The 20,240-nt window shown below is 73.2% G+C and carries 14 protein-coding genes and 2 pseudogenes; 10 read left to right on the top strand and 6 right to left on the bottom strand.

The features are described 5' to 3' along the window. The first annotated feature begins 33 nt into the window (after positions 1 to 33). The 6 genes and pseudogenes from ACQ95T_RS12925 (at position 34) to ACQ95T_RS12900 (ending at position 8,680) form a co-directional block, all read left to right on the top strand. Positions 34 to 1,535 (top strand): annotated as a pseudogene (locus ACQ95T_RS12925) (MFS transporter). A gap of 57 nt (positions 1,536 to 1,592) precedes the next feature. Beyond that, positions 1,593 to 3,377: a beta-glucuronidase gene (gene uidA / locus ACQ95T_RS12920; RefSeq protein ID WP_425941192.1), complete on the top strand. Its 1,785-nt coding sequence runs from the start codon at positions 1,593 to 1,595 to the stop codon at positions 3,375 to 3,377. Between the two features lie 91 nt (positions 3,378 to 3,468). Continuing rightward, a complete protein-coding gene (locus ACQ95T_RS12915) occupies positions 3,469 to 4,713 on the top strand; it encodes a cysteine desulfurase-like protein (RefSeq protein ID WP_425941190.1) in 1,245 nt (414 codons plus the stop codon). Next, positions 4,710 to 5,984, top strand: coding sequence for an alpha-amylase family glycosyl hydrolase (locus ACQ95T_RS12910; RefSeq protein ID WP_425941188.1), 1,275 nt, complete (start codon positions 4,710 to 4,712; stop codon positions 5,982 to 5,984). Before ACQ95T_RS12915 ends, ACQ95T_RS12910 begins: the two co-directional genes overlap by 4 nt. 99 nt (positions 5,985 to 6,083) lie before the next feature. After that, positions 6,084 to 7,868, top strand: coding sequence for a proline--tRNA ligase (locus tag ACQ95T_RS12905; protein ID WP_425941186.1), 1,785 nt, complete (start codon positions 6,084 to 6,086; stop codon positions 7,866 to 7,868). Positions 7,869 to 7,882: 14 nt separating this feature from the next. Beyond that, positions 7,883 to 8,680, top strand: a complete 798-nt coding sequence (locus ACQ95T_RS12900) for a TSUP family transporter (protein ID WP_425941184.1) — start codon at positions 7,883 to 7,885, stop codon at positions 8,678 to 8,680. A gap of 49 nt (positions 8,681 to 8,729) precedes the next feature. Here the strand turns inward: ACQ95T_RS12900 and ACQ95T_RS12895 are convergent, their stop codons facing one another. The 4 genes and pseudogenes from ACQ95T_RS12895 to ACQ95T_RS12880 all read right to left on the bottom strand — a co-directional run bounded on the left by ACQ95T_RS12895 (position 8,730) and on the right by ACQ95T_RS12880 (position 13,250). Then, positions 8,730 to 10,070 carry a CapA family protein gene (locus ACQ95T_RS12895; protein ID WP_425941182.1) on the bottom strand — a complete coding sequence of 447 codons (1,341 nt, stop codon included), beginning with the start codon at positions 10,068 to 10,070 and terminating at the stop codon, positions 8,730 to 8,732. Between the two features lie 32 nt (positions 10,071 to 10,102). Next, the gene (locus ACQ95T_RS12890; protein ID WP_431472988.1) at positions 10,103 to 11,974 is read right to left on the bottom strand and encodes a thioredoxin domain-containing protein; all 1,872 of its coding nucleotides are present in this window, start codon (positions 11,972 to 11,974) and stop codon (positions 10,103 to 10,105) included. 61 nt (positions 11,975 to 12,035) lie between these two features. Continuing rightward, positions 12,036 to 12,095 (bottom strand): annotated as a pseudogene (locus ACQ95T_RS12885) (hypothetical protein); the annotation flags it as partial. A gap of 129 nt (positions 12,096 to 12,224) precedes the next feature. Further along, on the bottom strand, positions 12,225 to 13,250 hold the full coding sequence (locus ACQ95T_RS12880) for a hypothetical protein (RefSeq protein WP_425941179.1): 1,026 nt from the start codon (positions 13,248 to 13,250) through the stop codon (positions 12,225 to 12,227). 105 nt (positions 13,251 to 13,355) lie between these two features. Here ACQ95T_RS12880 and rimP point away from each other — a divergent pair, with 105 nt between their 5' ends. The 4 genes from rimP to infB all read left to right on the top strand — a co-directional run bounded on the left by rimP (position 13,356) and on the right by infB (position 18,390). After that, entirely contained in the window at positions 13,356 to 13,913 is a 558-nt protein-coding gene (gene rimP, locus ACQ95T_RS12875) for a ribosome maturation factor RimP (protein WP_425941177.1), read from the top strand. Further along, entirely contained in the window at positions 13,913 to 14,944 is a 1,032-nt protein-coding gene (gene nusA, locus ACQ95T_RS12870; RefSeq protein ID WP_425941175.1) for a transcription termination factor NusA, read from the top strand. Before rimP ends, nusA begins: the two co-directional genes overlap by 1 nt. 1 nt (position 14,945) lies before the next feature. Further along, on the top strand, positions 14,946 to 15,356 hold the full coding sequence (locus tag ACQ95T_RS12865; protein WP_425941174.1) for a YlxR family protein: 411 nt from the start codon (positions 14,946 to 14,948) through the stop codon (positions 15,354 to 15,356). 109 nt (positions 15,357 to 15,465) lie between these two features. Further along, complete coding sequence (gene infB, locus ACQ95T_RS12860; protein WP_425941172.1) at positions 15,466 to 18,390, top strand: translation initiation factor IF-2; 2,925 nt, start codon at positions 15,466 to 15,468, stop codon at positions 18,388 to 18,390. Positions 18,391 to 18,464: 74 nt separating this feature from the next. Here infB and ACQ95T_RS12855 read toward each other — a convergent pair whose 3' ends face one another. Continuing rightward, positions 18,465 to 19,682 carry a Dyp-type peroxidase gene (locus tag ACQ95T_RS12855; protein WP_425941170.1) on the bottom strand — a complete coding sequence of 406 codons (1,218 nt, stop codon included), beginning with the start codon at positions 19,680 to 19,682 and terminating at the stop codon, positions 18,465 to 18,467. Continuing rightward, positions 19,679 to 20,221 (bottom strand): copper chaperone PCu(A)C, encoded by a 543-nt coding sequence (locus ACQ95T_RS12850; protein WP_425941169.1) that lies wholly within the window; start codon positions 20,219 to 20,221, stop codon positions 19,679 to 19,681. Before ACQ95T_RS12850 ends, ACQ95T_RS12855 begins: the two co-directional genes overlap by 4 nt. Positions 20,222 to 20,240 lie beyond the last annotated feature (19 nt).

The following is a 20,240-nucleotide window of genomic DNA, read 5'->3' as shown; positions in this document are numbered from 1 at the left end:
ACACCGGGTGCGCTGCACGGCTTCCGGTCCACGATGAAGGAACGGGCACGGAGAAGGCCCGGATCAACGATGATGAAAGGCAGTGCCCCGATGGACACAACGCGAACCCGCATCCCCGGGAAGGTCCGGCCCTTCGGCTGGCGGGACAAGGTCGGCTATCTCTTCGGAGACTTCGGCAACGACTTCACCTTCATCCTTCAGGCCTTCCTCTTCATGGCCTTCTACACCCGCGTCGTCGGCATCGACCCGACGCACGTGGGCACCCTGCTGCTCGTCGCGCGCCTGCTCGACGCCTTCACGGACATCGGGATCGGACGGTTCCTCGACACGCGTCGCCCCGGTCCCCGGGGCAAGTTCCGGCCGTGGCTCCTCAAGGGTGCGGTGCCGGTCGCGGTCGCCTCCGCCCTGATGTACATGAACTTCCTGGCCGGCTGGGAGTCCTACGGGGCCCGGGTCAGCTGGATGGTCATCACCTACCTGTTGTGGGGGTCCATCGCCTACACCATCATCAACATCCCCTACGGCTCCATGGCCTCGGTGATCTCGGGCGACCCGAAGGACCGGGCATCGCTGTCGGTCTACCGCTCCGGCGGTGCCACGCTGGCTGCCCTCATCGTCGTGGCGGTCGTCCCGGCCATCGTCAACGTCGAGGTCGACGGCAACTCCGTGCTCTCCGGCGAACGGCTGCAGTGGACGGCGATCGCGATGTCTGCGCTGGCCATCGTCTTCTACGTCATCTGCTACGCCCTGGTCCGGGAGCGTGTGGTCGCCCCCAGCGAGGAGAAGGAGCGGGTCCCCTTCACGCAGATGATCAGGTCGGTCCTGACCAACAAGTCACTGGCCGGGCTCGTCGTGGCGGCCCTTCTGCTCCTGATCGCCAACCTCCTGCCCAGCGGTCTGGTCGCCTACCTGTGGCTCGACTACTTCAACGAGGGCAGCCTGCAGTCCCTGGCCGGGCTCGCGGGCCTGGCGCCCGCACTCCTGCTGATCCTCGTCGCCCCGTCCTGGCCGCCCGGTTCGGCAAGAAGGAGTCCTCGGTGGTGGCCATGATCGTCGGCGGAGTCGTGCTGATCTCGGCGTACTTCATGGACCTGCAGGACCGTCCCTGGGTCTTCATCGCCCTCTTCGCCGTCTCGCAGCTGGCCATCGCGGTCTTCAACTTCATGATCTGGGCCTTCATCGTCGACGTGATCGACGACGAGGAGCTGCGCTCCGGCGAGCGCGACGACGCCACCATCTACGGCATCTACTCCTGGGCCCGCAAGCTGGGCCAGGCCCTGGCGGGAGGTCTCGCCGGCTGGGCCTTGGGGTGGGTCGGCTACCAGGCCACCACCGGAGACCAGCAGGTGCAGCAGTCGGAGGGGACCCTGAACGGCATCTACGCGTTGTCGACCATGGTCCCCGGGATCGTCCTGATCCTGGTGGCCGTCGCCCTCCAGTTCTTCTACCCCCTGAACAAGGCGACGGTGGAGCGCAACGCCGCGGTGCTCGCCGAACGCCGGGCAGCCGCCGGCCTCGCCCCCGTCAACGAGTGAGCGAACCGGTCCCACCCCTTCACGACCCCACCCTGTCCACCAGAGAGAGGACTCTTCATGCTCCGCCCCCAGGACACCACCACCCGTGAACGCCGCAAGATCGACGGTCTGTGGGACTTCCGACTGGACGCCGACGGTGCCGGCCGCGACCAGCGATGGTTCGCAGGCCCACTGCAGGACGCCCGCAAGATGGCGGTCCCCGCCAGCTTCAACGACCTGATGACCGACAAGGAGACGCGCGACTTCTTCGGCGACGTCTGGTACCAGACCACCGTCCGCGTCCCGCGGGGCTGGGACGGCAGCAGCATCGGTCTCTACGTCGAGTCCGCGACCCACAGGGCCACCGTGTGGGTCGACGAGCACGAGGTGGTGTCCCACGAGGGCGGGTACCTCCCCTTCGCCGCCGACATCGGCGAGCACGTCCGGGCGGGCGAGGAGGTCCGCCTCACCGTCTGCGTCAACAACACCCTGTCCTTCCAGTCCATCCCTCCGGGGGTGATCGAGGACACGCCCGACGGGAAGCGCCAGATCTACTGGCACGACTTCTTCAACTACGCGGGGATCCACCGACCGGTCTGGCTCACCAGCGTGCCGACCGCGCGTCTGGACGACGTCACCGTGGTGACCACGGTCGAGGACACCACCGGCACCGTCGAGTACACGACCGAGGTGGTGGACGCGGCGGGCCTGACCGTCCGTGCGGTGCTGCGCGACGCCGACGGTCAGCAGGTGGCCACGGCCGAGGGCCCCGCCGGTGCGCTCACCGTCCCCGACGTCACCCTGTGGCGACCAGGTGCCGCCTACCTGTACGACCTCGAGCTGCAGCTTCGCGAGGGAGAGAGCACCGTGGACAGCTACCACCAGCGGGTGGGCGTGCGGACGGTGGCGGTGGACGGCGAGCAGTTCCTCATCAACGGCGAGCCGTTCTACTTCACCGGTTTCGGCATGCACGAGGACCACGTCACGGTGGGCAAGGCCCACATCGACGCCCTGATGCTGCGCGACTTCGAGCTGCTGGAGTGGATCGGCGCCAACTCCTTCCGCACGTCGCACTACCCCTACAGCGAGGACGTCCTGGACTACGCCGACGAGCGGGGGATCGTCGTCATCGACGAGACGGCCGCCGTGGGCCTGAACATGGGCCTGGGCGGAGGCATCTTCGGCGGCCAGGGCTACACCACCTTCTCGCCCGAGACCGCCAACGACGTGACGCAGCAGGTCCACGCCGACCACATCCGCGAGCTCGTCGCCCGCGACAAGAACCACCCGAGCGTGGTGCTGTGGTCCATCGCGAACGAGCCGGAGAGCGAGACCGAGGCCGCGGAGGACTACTTCCGGCCGCTCTTCGACGTGGCCCGGGAGGCGGACCCGACCCGACCGGTCGGCTTCGTCAACGTGATGCTGGCCCCCCACGGCAAGTGCCGGGTCACCCAGTTCGCCGACGTGGTCATGCTCAACCGCTACTACGGCTGGTACGTCCTGACCGGCGACCTTCCGGCCTCGGAGCGGCAGTTCCGTGAGGAGCTGGAGGCGTGGGCGACGGAGGGCAAGCCGATCATCATCACCGAGTACGGCGCCGACACCATGCCCGGTCTGCACCAGCTGCCGGCCGAGCCCTGGTCGGAGGAGTACCAGGTCGACTACCTGGACGCGAACCACCGAGCCTTCGACGCGGTCCCTGCCGTGGTCGGCGAGCAGGTCTGGAACTTCGCCGACTTCGCCACCACCTCCGGGATCATGCGGGTCGGTGGCAACAAGAAGGGTGCCTTCACGCGGGACCGTCAGCCCAAGGCTGCTGCCCACCGGCTGCGGGAGCGCTGGCAGGCCATGAAGGAAGACTGAGCACTCGCGTGCACATCGGCCCCTCGACCCACCTGGGTCGAGGGGCCGACGTGTGCCCGGGCGGCGTGGTCGCGGCGATAGGTTGGGCGGCATGAGGTATGACGTCGCCGCGGTCCGCGCGCTGTTCCCCGCCCTGGCCGGCGGGACGGCCCACTTCGACGGGCCGGGCGGTTCCCAGACCCCGGCACCGGTGGCCGAGGCGGTCGCCCGCACGATGACCTCCTCGATCGCCAACCGGGGCGCCGTCACCGCCGCCGAGCGGCTGGCCGACGACGTCGTCCGGGAGGCCAGGAGGGCCATGGGCGACCTGCTCGGCACCGACCCCGCCACGGTCGTCTTCGGGCGGAGCATGACCGCGAACACCATGGACCTGGCCCGCACCCTGGCCCGCAGCCACGGCTGGGGCCCCGGCGACGAGGTGGTCGTGACCTCCCTCGACCACGACGGCGACGTCCGACCCTGGGTGATCGCCGCCGAGGCCGTCGGGGCGACCGTGCGGTGGGCCGAGCTCGACCCCGCGACGGGCGAGCTGCCCGTGGAGGCCGTCCAGCAGGTCCTGTCGGAGCGCACCCGGCTCGTCGCGGTCACGGCCGCGAGCAACCTGGTGGGCACCCGCCCCGACCTGCCCGGCATCGTCGGTGCCGCCCACGACGTCGGTGCCCTCGTCCACGTCGACGCGGTCCACCTGGCGGCCCACGACCTGCTCGACCGGGAGGCCCTGGGCGCGGACCTGCTGGCCTGCTCGCCCTACAAGTTCCTCGGCCCCCACCTCGGCGTCACCTGCGGCCGGGCCGACCTCCTGGAGGAGCTGCGCCCGGACAAGCTGCTCCCCTCCAGCGACGCGGTGCCTGAGCGCTTCGAGCTCGGCACCCTGCCCTACGAGGCGCTCGCGGGCACGACCGCCGCGGTGGACGTCCTCGCCGGTCTCGCGTGGGAGGGGGAGGGAGCCTCCGCCCACCCGGACCCTGGAGGCCTGTCCCGCCGGGAGCGCCTGACCCGGTCCTTCGGGGCGCTCCACGAGCACGAGGAGACCCTGCGCCTCCGCGCCGAGGAGGGGCTCGCCGCGATCGACGGCGTGACCGTCCACTCACGGGCCGCCCACCGGACCCCCACCCTGCTGTTCACCCTCGCGGACGTCGAGCCCGCCGCCGTGCACCGGCACCTGGCGACCCTGGACGTGAACGCCCCGGCCAGCCACTTCTACGCCTGGGAGGCCAGCCACCGGCTCGGCCTCGGCGCCGCCGGCGGCGTGCGCGTCGGGATCGCCCCCTACACGACGGCCGAGGAGGTCGACCGGCTCCTGACGGGCGTCGCCGAGCTGGAGGCCGGGCGATGAGCGCTGCGACGAGCCCCGGCTGGGTCGACACGGTCGTCTGGTGGCACCTCTACCCCCTCGGTTTCGTGGGGGCCGAGCACACCGCGGCGGAGCACGCCGAGCAGGGCGGCGAGGTGGTCCACCGGCTGACCCGCGTCACCGGTTGGCTCGACTACCTGCTGCAGCTCGGTGCCAACGGCCTGCTCCTCGGCCCCGTCCTCGCCTCGACCAGCCACGGTTACGACACGCTCGACCACTACCGGGTCGACCTTCGCCTCGGCGACGAGGACGACCTGCGGGAGCTGATCGACCAGGCCCGGAGCAAGGGCATCAGGGTCGCCTTCGACGGCGTCTTCAACCACGTCTCCGAGGATCACGAGATCGTGCGCCGGGCGCTCGCACCGGACGCTGCGCCGCAGGAGCGGGCGTGGCTGAGATGGGTGGGGGAGTACCCCCGTGGCTTCGAGGGCAACCTCGACCTCGTGGAGCTGGACCTGTCCCACCCCCCGGTCCAGGACTACGTGGTCGACGTCATGTGCCACTGGCTGTCCGCAGGCGTGGACGCCTGGCGGCTGGACGCCGCCTTCGCGCCGGGGGCCGACGCCTGGCGGCCCATCATCGACCGGGTCCGGGAGCGTCACCCCGACGCCTGGATCCTGGGTGAGGTGATCCAGGGCGACTACGTCGACTTCGTCGAGCGTTCCGGGATGCACTCGGTCACCCAGTACGAGCTGTGGAAGGCGGTCTGGAGCTCGCTCAACGACGGCAACCTGCACGAGCTGGCCTGGGCGCTGACCCGGCACGCCGACTTCTGCTCCGCCTTCCGGCCCCAGACCTTCGTCGGCAACCACGACGTCACCCGGATCGCCAGCAAGCTGACCGATCCGCGGCACGTCGGCACCGCCGCCGCCCTGGCGCTGCTGCTGCCCGGCGTCCCTTCCGTCTACGCCGGCGACGAGCAGGGGTTCACCGGCGAGAAGCTCGACCAGCCCGGCGGCGACGACTCCGTGCGCCCACCGTTCCCGGACAGCCCCGAGGATCTCCTGCCCCACGGGCGAGCACTGCTGGAGGAGCACCAGCGGATCATCCACCTGCGCCGGACGCACCCGTGGATCACGACGGCCACGGCCACCGCCCGGGACGTCACCGACACCACGGCCGCGATCGACCTGGTGGGCGCGGAGGAGGACCAGCGGCTGACCATCGGCCTGAACCTCACCGACGAGCAGATCAGCCTCGACGGTGCCCAGGGGGGACTCGCCGTGCCCGCCCACGGCTGGGCGCTCGGGTAGTCTGCGACGGTCCCCCGACCCCGGGACGCGACGTGCACGGCATACCCCGCCGCCCGTCCCCGGGACCCTCTCCCAGTCTAGGAGTGCACCCTCGTGGCCATGCGCCTGTCGACCCTGTTCCTGCGGACCCTGCGCGAGGACCCGGCCGACGCCGAGCTGCCCGGGCACAAGCTGCTCGTGCGCGCCGGCTACGTCCGACGGGCCGCCCCGGGCATCTACAGCTGGCTGCCGCTGGGCCTGAAGGTGCTGCGCAAGGTCGAGACCGTCGTGCGCGAGGAGATGGACGCCATCGGCGGGCAGGAGCTCAGCTTTCCCGCGCTGCTGCCCCGCGAGCCCTACGAGGCGACCAACCGGTGGACCGAGTACGGCCCCAACCTCTTCCGGCTCCAGGACCGCAGGGGCAACGACATGCTCCTGGGCCCCACGCACGAGGAGATGTTCACCCTCGCCGTCAAGGACATGTTCAGCTCCTACAAGGAGCTGCCGCTGACGCTCTACCAGATCCAGACCAAGTACCGCGACGAGGCCCGCCCGCGGGCCGGGCTGCTGCGCGGGCGCGAGTTCGTCATGAAGGACTCCTACAGCTTCGACGTCGACGACGCAGGTCTGGAGGCCGCCTACCAGCGGCACCGGGAGGCCTACGTGCGGATCTTCGAACGGCTCGGGCTGGACTACGTCATCGTGTATGCCGACTCCGGCGCCATGGGCGGGTCCGCGAGCGAGGAGTTCCTCGCGGTCAGCCCCGACGGGGAGGACACCTTCGTGCGCTGCGAGGCCAGCGGGTATGCCGCCAACGTCGAGGCGGTCGTCGTGCCCCAGGCGCCCCCCGTCGACCCGGCCGTGGTCGCCGCCACCCCGGCCGCGCACGTCGAGGACACCCCCGACAGCCCCACGATCGCCACCCTGGTCGCCCAGGCCGACGCCCTGCATCCGCGCACGGACGGTCGTGGGTGGACGGCGGCCGACACGCTGAAGAACGTCGTGGTCCTGCTCACCCACCCGGACGGCACGACGGAGCCGCTGGCGATCGGTCTGCCCGGTGACCGCGACGTCGACGCCAAGCGGCTGGACGCCCAGGTGGCACCGGCGCAGTGGGCCCCCTTCGACGAGAACGACTTCGCCGCCTACCCGATGCTGGCCAAGGGCTACATCGGCCCGGGCGCGCTCGGCCTGCAGAAGGAGTCGGGGATCAGGTACCTGCTCGACCCCTCCGTCGCCGAGGGCTCGGCCTGGGTCACCGGTGCCGACGAGCACGGCAAGCACGTCTTCGACCTGGTGCTCGGCCGCGACTTCACCGCCGACGGGACCATCCAGGCCGGCGAGATCCGCGAGGGCGACCCCAGCCCCGACGGAGCCGGCCCGCTGACGCTGGCCCGCGGCATCGAGATGGGTCACATCTTCCAGCTGGGGCGCAAGTACGCGCAGGCCCTGGACCTGAAGGTCCTCGACGAGAACGGCAAGCTGGTCACCGTCACCATGGGCTCCTACGGCGTGGGTGTCTCCCGCGCCGTGGCCGCGGTCGCGGAGGCCACCCACGACGAGCTGGGGCTGTGCTGGCCGCGGGCGCTGGCCCCGGCCGACGTCCACGTCGTGGCGACCGGCAAGAGCCAGGACGTCTTCGACCAGGGCGAGCTCCTCGTGGAGGACCTGGAGGCGGCCGGGCTGACGGTGGTCTACGACGACCGGCCCAAGGTCAGCCCGGGCGTGAAGTTCAAGGACGCCGAGCTGCTGGGCGTGCCGACGATCGTGGTCATCGGCAAGGGCCTGGCCGACGGCACCATCGAGATCAAGGACCGGCGCAGCGGCTCACGGCGCGACGTGCCGGTGGAGCGGACCGTCGGCGAGGTCCTCGCCGAGGTGCGCGGCGACGCGCGCCCCGCCTGACGGCATACCCCCCGGTGCTGGAGACCCTCGACCCGGGCGTCCTGGTCTTCCTGGCGCTGGCCGGGCTGGCCGCCGGGTTCATCGACGCCGTCGTGGGCGGCGGGGGGCTGGTCCAGCTGCCGGCCCTCCTCGTCGGGGTCCCCGGAGCGAGCCCGGTCCAGCTGCTGGCGACCAACAAGCTGGGGTCCATCGCCGGGACGGCGACCAGCTCGATCACCTACTTCCGGCGGGTCCGCCCCGACCTGCGCACCGCCCTGCCGCTGGCCGGGGCGGCCTTCCTCGGCAGCGCCGCCGGTGCGGCCACGGCCTTCCTCATCACCAAGGAGGCGTTCAACCCGATCATCCTCACGGTGCTCGTGGCCGTGGGCGTCTACACCCTGGCCAGGCCGTCGATGGGACAGATGCAGCGGCTGCGCTTCGGGCACGCCCGTCCGCGCCGGCACCTGGCGGCCGCGCTGCTCATCGGGGTGGTGATCGGGGCCTACGACGGCGCCCTCGGCCCGGGCACGGGCTCGTTCTTCGTCTTCGCCCTCGTCAGCGCCCTGGGCTACGGCTTCCTGGAGGCCAGCGCGAAGTCCAAGATCGCCAACCTGGCCACCAACTTGGCCGCGCTGGTGGTGTTCGTCCCGCAGGGCGCGGTGATGTGGGAGATCGGGCTGGTCATGGGCGCCTGCAACGTCGTCGGTGGCTACCTCGGGGCGCGGGTGGCCGTGGCCCGGGGGAGCCGGTTCGTGCGGATCTTCTTCGTGCTCGTCCTGACCGCCTTCATCGTCAAGATCGGGCTGGACACGGCTGAGCAGCTGTTCGGCTGAGCCGGCGGGCGGCTCCCGGGCCGGGCGCGGAGGGGTTCCTCAGGGCCTTTTAGGGCTCCAGCGGCTCCGCCCCGCACCCGCCCAGCAGGTCCACGGTGGCGGTGGTGCGCTCCCACGTCTCGGGGTACGTCTCGGGGGAGACCAGCCGGATCACGTGGGGACCCGGCTGGGGCCCGGGGACGATCTCCACACGGGTCGGCTGGTAGTCCATCCGCGAGCTGATGCCGCCCTCCTCGTCGCGGGTGAGGGTAAAGGTGGCGACCATGCCCTCCTGGGTGGCGGGCAGCAGGTTGGCGTTGGTGTCCGGGGACTGGTTGGACAGGAAGTTGCCCAGCCCGTAGATCACGTGCCGGCCGTCCACCTCCTCGCACGGCTGGATCACGTGCACGTGGGTCCCCAGGACGAGGTCGACGTCGCCGGAGCCCAGCAGGTCCCGGGCGATGCGGGTCTGGTCCTCGGTCGGCTGCGCCTGGTACTCGTTGCCCCAGTGCATGCTGACCACGACGAAGTCAGCTCCCTCCTGCCGCGCCGCGGAGGCCTGCTCGAGGATGCCCTCGCTGCCCAGGTTGGGCCAGGAGGCGTCCACGAGCCAGGGTGCCTCGCCGGGGACGTCCGTGGTCGGCGTGCCGGAGTTGGGGTAGGTGTAGGTGTAGGCCAGGTGGGCGATGCGGGCCGGGCCTCCCTCCGCCTCGACCTCGTAGACCTCGGCGAGGCCCGAGCGGTCCTCGTCGGCCGTCGGGCCGGCGTAGCCCATCCCGGCGTCCCGCACGACCTGCTCGGTGGCCGCCAGCCCTGAAACACCCATGTCCATCGTGTGGTTGGAGGCGAAGTCGCACCCGTCGAAGCCGGCGCCGGCCAGCGCGTCGGCCATCTCGCGCGGCGTGTTGAAGACCAGCGTGTCCGGCACCGAGAGGTTCGTGTTGTCCGGCGACAGCGGGGTCTCCAGGTGGCACAGCGCCAGGTCGGCCTCCGAGATGGGGGAGGAGACGTCCTCGAACATCGGGGTGTAGTCGTAGGCGCCGGCCGCGCCGCCCGCGTAGGCGTTGGCGGTGAGGTTGAGCCGGGAGTGGGCCAGGATGTCGCCGGCGGCCGCGATCGTCACCTCGAGCGGCCCGCCGGCCTCCCCGTCGTCCGCCTCGTCGAGGGACGTCGCCGGCGGGGAGACCCCCTGCGGGGCGTCGTCCTCGTCGTCCGCCGCCTCGTCGTCCGCCGCGTCCGCCGCGTCCTCCTCGTCCTGCGACCCCTCGTCCTCGGGGGCGGGCGCCGGTGCGGGCACGGCCGTCGAGGTCCCGCCGGACCCGTCCTCGCCCCCCTGCTCGTCTCCTCCCGCGCAGGCGGCGAGGAGCAGCGCGACGGCGGCGGCGGTGGCGGTGGATGACGTGCGTCGCACAGGGACCCCTCCAGTAGACGGTGGTCGTCAGACTAGCCCCGTCCCGGCAGGTCCTCCGGGAGCGTCGTCGGCAGGTCGCACGTCGTGCCGCGACACACGGTCGCGGCCCGACGACCCCCGACCGAGGGGGTCTCGGCGTCACCGTCGACCACGAGCGTGCCCACCGGGGTGCGCCGGGCCGCCGCCCCGAGCGGGTCGCTCCCCGGCCCCTGCCCGCCCGCACCGGTCGCCTCGCGCGCCCCGCCGGTCGTCGCGGGCGAGAGCCGCACGAGCACCGGACCACCGACGAGCTCCTCGGCCGCGACGAGGGCCCAGCCGGCGAAGCGGGGCGCACGGGTGACGAGGTCGGACATCCCGCCCAGGGCCAGGGCGGCCCGCTCCAGATGGTCGGCCCGGGCCGCCTGGGCCCCGTGGCGCACGAGCGCCAGCGCCAGGGCGCTGAGGCCGCCCGGCTCGGCGTTGTCACCCTCGGTGCGAGGCTCGACGACGAGCCGCTCTGCGTCCCGTCCGGTGGCCGAGAAGGTCCCGTCGTCCCGGCCGAAGAGGCCGACCGCCTCGTCGAGCAGCCGACCGGCCGCTGCCAGCCAGCCGCCGTCCCCGGTCGCACGGTGCAGCGCCAGCAGGCCGTCGACGAGGTCGCCGTGGTCCTCGGCCACCGCCAGGGCGTCGCCGACCGACCCGTCCCGGGAGCTGCGCCGCAGCCGCCCGTCCACGACGTGCTCCTCGAGCAGGAAGCGCGCGCAGCGCGCGGCCACGTCGACCCAGTCCGCCTCCTCCAGCACCCAGCCGGCGTGGGCCAGCGCCGCGACCGCCAGCCCGTTCCAGGCGGTGACCACCTTGTCGTCCCGGGCCGGCTGCGGCCGCAGGCTGCGGTGCAGGTCCAGCCGCTCCCGCACGTCCGCCCACCAGGCGGGGTCGTCCGGGTCCCGGCGCAGCTGCAGGGTCGAGCTGCCGTGCTCGAACGTGCCGCCGTCGGTCACGCCGAGCAGGTCCGCGGCCTGGCGTCCGTCCTCCTCGCCAAGGACCTGGCGGAGCTGTGCGGGGGTCCACACGTAGGTGGCCCCCTCCACGCCCTCGGTGTCGGCGTCCAGCGAGCTGGCGAAGGCCGCCTGCTCCGTCCACATCTCCCGCAGCAGCCAGTCGACGGTCTCCCGCACGACGCGTTCCGCCCAGGGTCGGCTGGCGGGGTCGGCCCGCAGCAGGTCGGTATAGACCCCCAGCAGCAGCGCGTTGTCGTAGAGCATCTTCTCGAAGTGGGGGACGACCCAGGCGCGGTCCACGGCATACCGGGCGAAGCCGCCGCCCACCTGGTCGTAGGTGCCCGAGCGCGCCATCGCCTCGCAGGTGCCCCGGACCATCCGCAGCGACTCCTCGTCCCCGGTGCGTCCGTGGTGGCGCAGCAGGAAGGCCAGCACCATCGAGGGCGGGAACTTGGGGGCGCCGCCGAACCCGCCCCACTGCGGGTCGAACTCGCCCGACAGGGTCCGGACCGCCGCGGCGAGCTCGTCCTCGCCGGGCGTGGGTCCGGTGGCCGTGCGGTCCCCGGCCCGGCGCAGGGCGGCCACGATCTGCGCACCACCGGCGAGCACGCGCTCCCGGTCCTCCCGCCACGCCCGGGCGGCTCCCAGCACCAGCTGGACGAACTGCTCCCGCGGCAGGTACGTGCCGGCCCAGAAGGGTTCGCCGTCGGGGGTCAGCAGACAGGTCATCGGCCAGCCGCCGTGGCCGGTGAGCGCCGTCGTCGCCGACATGTAGACCGCGTCGACGTCCGGTCGCTCCTCCCGGTCGACCTTGACGGCGACGAGGTGCTCCCCGACCAGGCGGCCCACCTCGTCGTCCTCGAACGTCTCGTGCGCCATGACGTGGCACCAGTGGCAGGCGGCGTAGCCCACCGACAGCAGCACGGGGACGTCCCGGCGCCCGGGCCTCGGCGAACGCCTCCGGCCCCCACTCCCACCAGTCGACGGGGTTGTCGGCGTGCTGCAGGAGGTACGGGGAGGTGCTGGCGGCCAGACGGTTCGGCATGCCGTCCACGGTATGCGGTCGCGCCCGCGGGCGAGGGCGCGCGCCTCCGCGTGGGGGCGGGACCTCGCCGCGCGGTGGCGGAGACGCCCCGCGCGGTGCGGGACCGCGCCGCCCGTCCGGGCGGACCGGTCAGGGCGCGGTCATGCCGGGGAACGCGGCGCCGGGGCCGTCCAACCTGCGGTTCCAGGCCACCGCCTCGGCGACGACCCGGGCGATCCCCGTCAGCTGGGCGACGTCGCCGGAGACGCGGGTCGCCGTCGTGAGCGCGGCGGGAGCGACGTCGCCCACGAGCTGACGGGCGAGGGCGCGCCGTTCCTCCGCCCCGTCCAGATCCTCGGGCATGTCGTAGCCCAGCGGGGGGACCGGGGCCGCCCGGCCGGCGAGGCTGGTCACCTGGCGGGTCAGGCCGGCGAGCGGCTCCAGGACCGCCTCGTAGTCCTCGCGCTCCTCCCCGCGGGACCGGGCAGCGAGCACCTCCAGGCCGAAGACGGCCGGGCGCAGGGCGGCGAGCAGGGGGACCGCGGCGGCTCCCTGCGGGCCGGCCAGCGGGGGCCAGTCGACCGCCGCCCCCAGCTCCTGGGCCGAGGCGGCGTGCTGCGCCGCCAGCGCGAGGAGCATCGGCAGGTGCGCGGGGGTGGCCGTCGAGGCGTCCCGGACCGCGTCGCTCACGTCGCCGCGCAGCACCTGTCCGAGGCGTTCGGCCGGCGCCCGGGGTGGTCCCGCGGTGCTCGCGTCGCCGTCCGCCGCGCCGCTGGTGCGGTCGGCGTCGTCGGCGGGTCCCGTCGAGCGCGCGGCCGCGTCCGGCGCAGCGGTGACCACCGGCTCGGCGGGAGGCGCGGGCAGCGGCACACCGCCGAGGACGACGAGCTGCTCGAGAGTGTCCAGCTGGGACCCCCAGGCGGCGGCCAGCCGCGACCGGCGGCCGGTCGAGACCTCGACCAGGTCCAGGGCGGTCAGGTAGCCGTGCACCCGCTGACGGGCCGCAAGCAGCAGCGTGGTGTCGGGCGGCCAGGTGGTCGGGTCGTCCGGCTCGACGGTGCCGGTGGGGGAGCTGCTGTCCGGCCCGTCACCGCCCTCGCAGGCGGTCAGCAGCGCCGCCAGACCGGTGAGACCACCGGCACGCATCAGGGCGCGGCGGGACACGGTCGGGCGCATGACGGGCATCATCTCAAGGGGTAGGGTAGACGGTTCCGGACCGGTGGCCCGGCATCGCACGGTGCCCGGGCCCGGCAGACAGCTAAAGATCGCAGGAGGCACCCGATGGACAGCCGGGCACGCACCGAGTTGCTCACCCAGCAGGTCGCCGAGAGCCTGCAGGGCAGCGGGGTCGTCGTCGACGAGGTGGTCGTCCAGCAGGCCGGCCGTCGTCGCCTCGTGCGCGTCTTCGTCGCCCGCGACGTCGACGGGCTGGACCCGGACGACACCACCTCCGCGGTCGAACCGCTGACCCTGGACGAGATCGCCGTCGCGACCCGGACTGTGTCCGACACCCTCGACTCCACCGACGCCATGGGCACCGGGCCCTACACCCTGGAGGTCAGCTCCCCCGGCGTCGACCGTCCCCTGGGCAGCCCCGCCCAGTTCCGGCGCAACGTCGGCCGGCTGGTGACGGTGAGCCGCACCGACGGGTCACCGGTCACCGGTCGGCTGGTGCGGGTGGACGCCGACGGCGTGCGCCTGGAGGACGTGCGTGCCGGGAACGACGACCCGGCCGGGAAGCAGCCCCAGGACGGGAAGGGCCTCGAGCTCGCCTGGCCCACGATCGAGCGGGCCGCCGTGCAGGTGGAGTTCTCGCGCCCCGACGGAAAGGACCACTGATGGACATCGACATGGCCGCGCTGCGGCTGCTGGAGCGGGAGCGGGAGATCCCCATGGACGTCATCGTCCAGGCGATCGAGCAGGCCCTCCTGTCCGCCTACCAGAAGGTCGAGGGCCACCACCGCGACGCCCGGGTGGAGCTGGACCGCAAGAGCGGGCACGTCACCGTCTGGGCCCGCGAGGCGGCTCCCGTCCTGGACGACGGCACCCGGGGCGAGCCCGGTCCTGAGTTCGACGACACCCCCGAGGGCTTCGGCCGGGTCGCCGCCGCCACCGCCCGCCAGGTGATCACCCAGAGGATGCGCGAGCTGGAGGACGACGCGGTGCTCGGCGACTTCCGCGCCCGGGAGGGCGACATCGTCTCCGGGGTCGTGCAGCAGTCCAACGACCCGCGCTTCGTCCTGGTCGACTTCGGCACGGTCGAGGGCGAGCTGCCCACGGCCGAGCAGGTGCCGGGGGAGAGCTACGAGCACGGTCAGCGGATCCGCTGCTACGTGGTCAGCGCGAAGCGGGGGTACCGCGGTCCGCAGATCATGCTGTCGCGCACCCACCCCAACCTGGTCCGCCGCCTGTTCGCCCTGGAGGTGCCCGAGGTCGCCGACGGCAGCGTGGAGATCGCCGGCGTGGCGCGCGAGGCGGGCCACCGGACCAAGATCGCGGTGCGGGCCACGGTGCCCGGCGTCAACCCCAAGGGGGCCTGCATCGGTCCCATGGGACAACGGGTGCGGGCCGTCATGGCCGAGCTGCAGGGCGAGAAGATCGACATCGTCGACTACAGCGACGACCCCGAGGAGTACGTGGCCGCGGCGCTCTCCCCGGCCCGTGTCCAGTCGGCCCGCATCGTCGACACCAGGACCCGGCAGGTGCAGGTCGTCGTGCCGGACTACCAGCTGTCACTGGCCATCGGACGCGAGGGGCAGAACGCCCGCCTCGCCCACCGCCTGACGGGGTGGAAGATCGACATCCGCGCCGACACCGAGGAGCTGGAGGACCGGGCGGGGCAGGAGGACGCCGTCCCGCCGGGCGTGTAGAGTGGAGAGCACTGCCCGTCCCTCGTCGTCGACCACCACCACGTCCCGCCGCACCCCGGTGCGCACGTGCGTGGGGTGCCGGCGCCAGGACGAGCAGTCCGCACTGCTGCGGGTCGTCGCGGTCCACGGACCGGCGGGCACCGACCGGTGGACCGTCGTCCCGGACGAGCGGCGCCGCGCACACGGACGAGGTGCCTGGGTGCACCCCGACCCCGAGTGCGTGCGGATCGCGATCGCGCGTCGTGCTTTCCACCGCGCCCTGCGCCTGTCACGGGCGGGGACGGTGGACACCACGGCCGTGCAGGAGCGGTTCGCGCAGCAAGGCCGTGACACGGCCGGGTCAACGGATCCGGCCGCCAGCAAAGGGCGGGCCCACCCGGGCCTGTCATCGAGGAACCGGAAGCGGGTTTGACGCTGATGAGCACCCGATGAGTACTCAGCGATGAGCACCCACCAGCACTAGTCACGGGCGTGCCCTGCAGGGGCCCGGTCGTGGCGCTACACCAAGGAGACACCACACCGTGGCCAAACTCAGGGTCTACGAGCTCGCCAAGGAGCTCGGGGTCGAGAGCAAGGAGCTGCTCGCCCACCTGAAGCAGCAGGGAGAGTTCGTCCGGTCGGCATCGTCGACCATCGAACCCCCTGTCGTCCGCAAGATCCGGGAGAACCCGCCCGCAGCGGCCGGCGCGCCCGCGCCCGCCGCCCCGGCGTCCTCCTCCGGCAAGCCCGGGCAGTCGTCCCGTGCTCCCAAGCCGGGACCGAAGTCCGCACCCCGCCCCTCGTCGGCGCCCGGGGCCGAGCAGGCCCCGGCAGCCGCCGAGCCGACGCCCCCGTCCACGCCTGTCGAGCCCGCGCCCGCGCAGCCGGAGGCCCCCGCCCCCGCCGCGGAGACGAGGCCAGACCGCCCGTCCCCGGCCACCCCTGGTGCCAGGCCCGGTCCGCGGCCCTCCCCGTCGGCGCCCGAGCAGCCCGCCGCGGAGCAGGCGGCCGAGCCCGCGGGCGACCGGCGGCCCGAGTCGGGCGCGACCCCCGGTCCCCGCCCGGCCCGTCCCGGGGTCAAGCCCGGACCCCGTCCGGGCAACAACCCCTTCTCCTCCAGCCAGGGCATGGGCCGTGAGCGCCGCGGAGGCGGCGAGCGCGGAGCAGACCGTGGCGCCGACCGTGGCGCCGACCGTGGAGAGCGGGGCGGCGGCTCGCCGCGCCCCGGCAACAACCCCTTCGCCCCCAGCCAGGGGATGCCCCGTCCCGGTGGTTCGCGCGGCACCCAGGCCGGCCCGGGCGGACCTCGTCCCGGCGGGCCCCGTCCGGCGGCCCCGCGTCCCGGCGGCGGCGCCCGGCCGAACCCGGGCATGATGCCCGAGCGTGCGGCCGTGCCCCGTCCCGGTGAGCGCCCCGCGCGCCCCGGCGGCGGTCGAGGTCGTCCCGGCGGCGGCCCCGGTGGTGCACCGGGCGGTGCTCCGGGTGGCTTCCGTGGCGGCCCCGGTGGTCGTGGCGGCGGTCCTCGCGGCCGCGGTGGCACCGCGGGTGCCTTCGGGCGCGGCGGCGGAAAGGTCCGCGGGCGCAAGTCCAAGAGGGCCAAGCGCGCCGAGTTCGAGCAGATGCAGGCGCCGTCGATCGGTGGCGTCAACGTCCCGCGCGGCAACGGCGCGACCATCACGGTGCGCCGCGGTGCCTCGCTGACCGACTTCGCCGACAAGATCAACGTCGACCCGGCGTCGCTGGTGACCGTGCTCTTCCACCTCGGCGAGATGGCCACCGCGACCCAGTCGCTGGACGAGGACACCTTCGCCGTCCTCGGCTCGGAGCTGGGCTACGACATCCGCGTGGTCTCGCCGGAGGAGGAGGAGCGCGAGCTCTTCAGCGCCTTCAACATCGACCTCGAGGCCGAGGCGGAGGCGGAGTCCGACGAGGACCTCCTGCCGCGGCCGCCGGTCGTGACGGTCATGGGTCACGTCGACCACGGAAAGACCCGGCTGCTGGACGCGATCCGCGAGTCCGAGGTCGGGGCCGGCGAGACCGGAGGCATCACCCAGCACATCGGTGCCTACCAGGTCCACGCCTCCCACGACGGCGAGGAGCGGGCGATCACCTTCATCGACACCCCGGGTCACGAGGCGTTCACCGCCATGCGTGCCCGTGGTGCCAAGGTGACCGACATCGCGATCCTGGTCGTGGCCGCGGACGACGGTGTGATGCCGCAGACCATCGAGGCGCTCAACCACGCCCAGGCGGCCAACGTGCCGATCGTCGTGGCCGTCAACAAGATCGACGTCGAGGGTGCCAACCCCGCCAAGATCCGTCAGCAGCTGACCGAGTACAACCTGGTCGCCGAGGAGTACGGCGGCGAGACGATGTTCGTCGACGTCTCCGCCAAGGAGGGGCAGAACATCGAGCAGCTGCTCGACGCGGTCCTGCTGACCGCCGACGCGGCCCTGGACCTGCGGGCCAACCCCGACAAGGACGCCCGCGGCGTGGCCATCGAGGCCAACCTGGACAAGGGTCGTGGCGCCGTCGCGACCGTCCTCGTGCAGCAGGGCACCCTGCGGGTCGGTGACGCGATCGTCGCGGGCGCCAGCCACGGACGGGTCCGGGCCATGCTCGACGAGCACGGCAACAACCTGCAGGAGGCGCCGCCCTCGCGGCCCGTGCAGGTGCTGGGCATGGACACGGTGGCCCGTGCCGGCGACACCTTCCTGGTGGCTCCGGACGACCGCACCGCTCGGCAGATCGCCGAGAAGCGCGAGGCGGCCGACCGTCAGGCGGCCCTGGCCAAGTCCCGCAAGCGGATCAGCCTGGAGGACCTCACCCAGGCCCTGGCCCAGGGCAAGGTGGAGACGCTCAACCTCATCCTCAAGGGTGACGTCTCCGGTTCGGTGGAGGCACTGGAGGACGCGCTGCTGCAGATCGACGTGGGCGACGAGGTCGACCTGCGGATCATCGACCGCGGCGTGGGTGCGATCACGATGAACAACATCAACCTGGCGGTCGCCTCCGACGCGATCATCCTGGGGTTCAACGTGCGTGCCGAGGGCCAGAACGCCGACTACGCCGAGCGCGAGGGCGTGGAGATCCGCTACTACGGCGTGATCTACCAGGCCATCGAGGACATCGAGAACGCCCTCAAGGGCATGCTCAAGCCGGAGTACCAGGAGTTCGAGACCGGGACGGCGGAGATCCGCGAGATCTTCCGCAGCTCCAAGTTCGGCAACGTGGCGGGCTGCCTGGTCCGCAGCGGCGAGATCCGCCGCGGCGCCAAGGCCCGGATCACCCGAAACGGCGTGGTCGTCACCGAGGGTCTGGAGATCGCCGGTCTGCGGCGGTTCAAGGACGACGTCACCGAGGTCCGCGAGGGCTTCGAGTGCGGCATCAACCTGGGGTCGTTCAACGACCTGCAGGCGGACGACCTCATCGCCACCTACGAGATGCGCGAGATCCCCCGCAGCTGACCGCCGTCGTGCACGCCGCGAGGCCCGGTCCGTCCCCGTGACGGGCCGGGCCTCGCGGCGTGGGCGTCGGGCTCTCAGGCCAGGAGGGAACGGCCGAGCCAGCCGCCCTCGGCGCAGCCGGGGAGCACGGCGTAGACGGCGGAGCCCACGGGCACCGTCCACAGGTTGAGCAGGTCGCCCTCGGCCAGGCGGCGCTGGACGGGCAGGAACTGACGCACCGGGTCGGCCTGGAAGGCGGCGAAGAGCAGCCCGGTCTCCACGTTCCCGTCCTTCCCGACCTGCTCGTAGCTGTACGGGCGGCGCAGGAAGCGCTCGTGGGGTGCCTGGGCGCCGGCCCGACGCACGTGGGCGTGCCGGTCGACGACGGGCAGGCCGCTGGGCGTCAGCGCGTGCAGGTCCACGGGGGTGCCCTCCCGGCCACCCGTGAGGGGGGCACCGGTGGCCAGGTCCCGCCCGACCGCGTGCTCGCGGGCGACCCGGTCAGCCCGCTCCCAGCCCTCCACGTCCATCCGGATCCGGCGCAGGACCAGGCTGGACCCTCCGACCCACCCCGGGTGCGTCGGCGCGTCCGGGCCGATCCACAGCAGCCCGGCGTCGCGGTCGGCCACGTCCGGCTGGACCGTGCCGTCGACCTGGCCGAACTCGTTGCGGAAGGCCAGGCCGGCCGCCTCCGCGGGATCGCGGAAGCCCGGTTGGACCCAGCGCGGCGTGGCGATGCCGCGTGCCGCACCCACGAGCAGACGACGGGCGTGGGCCAGCGGGACGGGGGAGTGGGAGCACAGCTGCAGCAGCAGGTCGGTCCCGCCGTACGCCTCGTCCAGGTCGTCCACCGGCAGCGAGGGCAAGGGCGTCAGCCAGGGCGGGCGCCGGTCGACCAGGCCGGTCCGGTCGAACAGGCTCGGCCCCCAGCCGACGGTGACGGTCAGCCCGGCCGGGCGGACGGCCACCTCGGGCTCCTGGTCGGTGACCGGTGGCACGCCCGCGGTGAGCCGGGAGATGTCGTCGGTCCACACCCGCATCAGCCGGCCCAGACCGGTCGCGCCGACGCCGTCGTCCAGGTCCAGTCCGACGAAGACCGCGTGGGGCGGAGGAGGCGTGGCGATCCCTGCCTGGTGCTCCCCGTGGAACGGCACGACCAGGTCGCCCGGCCCGCCCGCCGGGGTCCTGGCCTGCGCCGGGTCCGTGGACCGGGTCCCCGAGGAGGCGATTCCCCCGGCCAGTGCGAGGGCGCCCGCGCCCCCCAGCAGGCTCCCCGTGAGGAGCGTGCGCCGGCCGACCTGAGCGCTGCTCACGGTGCCTCCGTGTGCTCTCCCGGCGCGTAGTCCTCCTCGGCCCCGGAGAAGGCGCGGGCGGTGACCGTGAGCTCGTGCTCGACGCCGTCGGAGTCCACGACCACCAGGTCCACCTCCTGGCCCGTCCCGACCGGCTCCGCCAGCTGCATGAGCATCAGGTGGTCACCGCCGGGCTCCAGAGCGTGCTCGCCGCCCGCGGGCACCACGAAGCCGTCCTCGGCCCTGCGCATGACCCGTCCGCCCGCGCCGTCGTCGACGGTCACGTGCATCTCGGACGTCCCGGCGAGCTCGCTGCGCACCTCCACCAGGTGCAGGTCCGTGCCGCCGTCGTTGGTGAGCGCGCCGAAGACCCCGGTCATCGGACCGTCCGTGGCCTTGGCCCACCCGTCCACGAGGACGAGGCCGGCACCGGCGGAGGTGGCGTCCGGGGTGGCCGGAGGCGCGTCGGCCGGACCGGTGGCGGGGCCGCACCCGGTCAGGGTGACGGCCAGGGCGAGGGTGAGGACGAGCGCCGAGCGCGCGGAGCGGGCGATGGGCATGGGATCTCCTGGAAGCTGG

Source organism: Ornithinimicrobium carbonis, from assembly GCF_050703245.1.
Taxonomy (GTDB): domain Bacteria; phylum Actinomycetota; class Actinomycetes; order Actinomycetales; family Dermatophilaceae; genus Ornithinicoccus.
This window is presented reverse-complemented; position numbering and strand designations above follow the sequence as displayed.

Coding starts and splice junctions, on each gene's coding strand:
- ACQ95T_RS12905 (WP_425941186.1), top strand. CDS start 6,084: ATGCGCCTGTCGACCCTGTTCCTGCGGACCCTGCGCGAGGACCCGGCC.
- rimP (WP_425941177.1), top strand. CDS start 13,356: ATGGACAGCCGGGCACGCACCGAGTTGCTCACCCAGCAGGTCGCCGAG.
- nusA (WP_425941175.1), top strand. CDS start 13,913: ATGGACATCGACATGGCCGCGCTGCGGCTGCTGGAGCGGGAGCGGGAG.
- ACQ95T_RS12910 (WP_425941188.1), top strand. CDS start 4,710: ATGAGCGCTGCGACGAGCCCCGGCTGGGTCGACACGGTCGTCTGGTGG.
- ACQ95T_RS12915 (WP_425941190.1), top strand. CDS start 3,469: ATGAGGTATGACGTCGCCGCGGTCCGCGCGCTGTTCCCCGCCCTGGCC.
- ACQ95T_RS12880 (WP_425941179.1), bottom strand. CDS start 13,250: ATGCGCCCGACCGTGTCCCGCCGCGCCCTGATGCGTGCCGGTGGTCTC.
- uidA (WP_425941192.1), top strand. CDS start 1,593: ATGCTCCGCCCCCAGGACACCACCACCCGTGAACGCCGCAAGATCGAC.
- ACQ95T_RS12850 (WP_425941169.1), bottom strand. CDS start 20,221: ATGCCCATCGCCCGCTCCGCGCGCTCGGCGCTCGTCCTCACCCTCGCC.